This is a genomic window from Leucobacter sp. M11 (genome assembly GCF_035726885.1).
Taxonomy (GTDB): Bacteria; Actinomycetota; Actinomycetes; order Actinomycetales; family Microbacteriaceae; genus JAPFRB01.
The window spans coordinates 768,619-770,572 of the sequence record NZ_JAPFRB010000001.1 but is presented as its reverse complement, the minus strand read 5'-3'; the positions used below and the strand labels follow the sequence as shown (position 1 = coordinate 770,572).

At 69.9% G+C, this 1,954-nt stretch carries 3 protein-coding genes; all 3 read left to right on the top strand.

Features of this window, described 5'->3' with window-relative positions:
• On the top strand, positions 1-1,044 hold a 1,044-nt coding region (locus OOT08_RS03975; RefSeq protein ID WP_325091234.1), incomplete at its 5' end, for a prephenate dehydrogenase.
• Positions 1,029-1,754, top strand: a complete 726-nt coding sequence (gene cmk, locus OOT08_RS03970) for a (d)CMP kinase (protein ID WP_442916163.1) — start codon at positions 1,029-1,031, stop codon at positions 1,752-1,754. The genes OOT08_RS03975 and cmk, both read left to right, overlap by 16 nt.
• Positions 1,751-1,954 (top strand): hypothetical protein (locus OOT08_RS03965; protein WP_325091233.1); only part of this gene is annotated, 204 nt, incomplete at its 3' end. The genes cmk and OOT08_RS03965, both read left to right, overlap by 4 nt.

Below are 1,954 nucleotides of genomic sequence, written 5' to 3'. Positions count from 1 at the left end.
ATCGGCGCTGGCCTGCTCGGTGCCAGCATCGGACTCGCCCTGCGTGAGAAAGGCATCGAGGTCACCCTCGACGATGCCTCGCCGACCGCGCTGAGCCTCGCGATTGACTACGGCGCCGGGCGGGCCCTCGCCAGTGGCGACGCGCCGCAGACCGTCGTGGTCGCGGTGCCGCCGGATGTGACGGCCCTCGCGGTGGAGCGGGCGCTCCTGGCGTTCCCGGACGCGGTCGTCACGGACGTGGCCAGCGTCAAGCTCGCGCCCTTTGAGCAGCTCACCGAGCGCGGCATCGACCTGACGAACTACATCGGTTCGCACCCGATGGCCGGGCGCGAACGCGGCGGGGCGATCATGGCCCGCACCGATCTCTTCGTTGGCCGGCCCTGGGTGATCTGCCGGGACGGGGACACCCCCGTCGCTGCCCTGAACCGGATCGAGGCCCTCGCGCTGGAGCTCGGCGCGACCCCGCTGGAGATGACCCCGCAGGAGCACGACCGCTCCGTGGCCCTCGTGTCCCACCTGCCGCAGGTCGTGTCCAGCATGCTCGCGGCCCGGCTCACGGATGCCGAGGACAACGCGATCACGCTCGCCGGGCAGGGCCTGCGCGACACGACCCGGATCGCGTCCAGCCAGCCGGAGCTGTGGGTGCAGATCCTGGGCGCGAACCGGGCGCCCGTGCTGGACGTCCTGGAACAGTTCCAGGCCGACATCGGCTCCTTCGTCGACGCCCTGCGCAACGCCGAACAGCCCGGCTCGAAGCGGGCCATCGCCGACCTGCTCTCCGCCGGGAACACCGGGGTGAGCCGCATCCCCGGCAAGCACGGCAGCAACGAGCGCTTCACGACGCTCACCGTGCTCGTGGACGACACCCCGGGCGAACTGGCTCGGCTGCTCACCGAGCTCGGAGATTTAGGGATTAACATGGAAGACTTGCGCCTGGAGCACTCGCCGGGTGCCCAGATCGGCTTCGCGGAGATCGCGGTGCTGCCCGAGGTCGCGGAGCGAGCCGCCCTTGACCTGATCGACCGTGGATGGAGAACTCTGTGACCGCGCCCCACCCCGTCCAGCCGGACGCTGCCACCCCGGAGCCCGTGCTCGTCGCAATGGACGGACCCGCCGGGAGCGGGAAGTCCAGCGTCTCCAAGGAGGCGGCCCGCCGACTCGGCTTCGGGATCCTCGACACCGGCGCCGCGTACCGGGCGCTGGCCGCGACGGGGCTGCGCCGCGGCATTGACCTGGACGACGCGGAGGCCGTGCGCGGGATCCTCGACGACTGGGCGTACTCGATCACGCTGACCGGGATCCCGCGGGTCACGGTGGACGGTCTCGACGTCACCGAGGAGATCCGGGAACCCCGCGTGAGCGCGGAGGTGAGCCGGGTTGCCCGAATCCCCGCGGTTCGTGAGACACTAAATGAGATGTTCCGGCGTGCCGTCGCCGAGTCGGGGTTGCCCGGCGTGATCATCGAAGGACGCGACATTACCACGGTGGTGGCCCCAAACGCCCCCGTTCGCATCCTGCTCACCGCGGACCCCGCGGTGCGCGCACAGCGTCGAGCCGGAGAACTCACCGGATCCGACGCTGCCGAGGTGCTCGCCTCCCTCACGGAGCGCGACGCGAAGGATGCCCAGGTGGTGGACTTCTTGCAAGCCGCCCCCGGAGTGACCCTGGTGGATTCCACCGCACTGAACTTTGACGAAACCGTGGAAGCCGTCCTTGACGTGATCCGCACACAACACACAGGAGAACAGCGATGACTAATCGCGAAGACCACGAAACGCCCGAAGCCGCGGCGTTCGATGCGGGCAACGAGCCCGAGGTCGAGCTGATCGGGGGAGCCGATGTGCTCGACCCGCAGTTCGACATTATCCCCTCCACCCCGGAGGAGGACCGCCTCGACGAGGACCGGGTACGCGCGCTCCGCTCCGGCCTGGAGCAGTACGACCTGGAGGACGAG

What these genes read in the sequence shown, in the direction of transcription:
- cmk (WP_442916163.1), top strand. Translation starts at nt 1,029, where the DNA reads ATGGAGAACTCTGTGACCGCGCCCCACCCCGTCCAGCCGGACGCTGCC.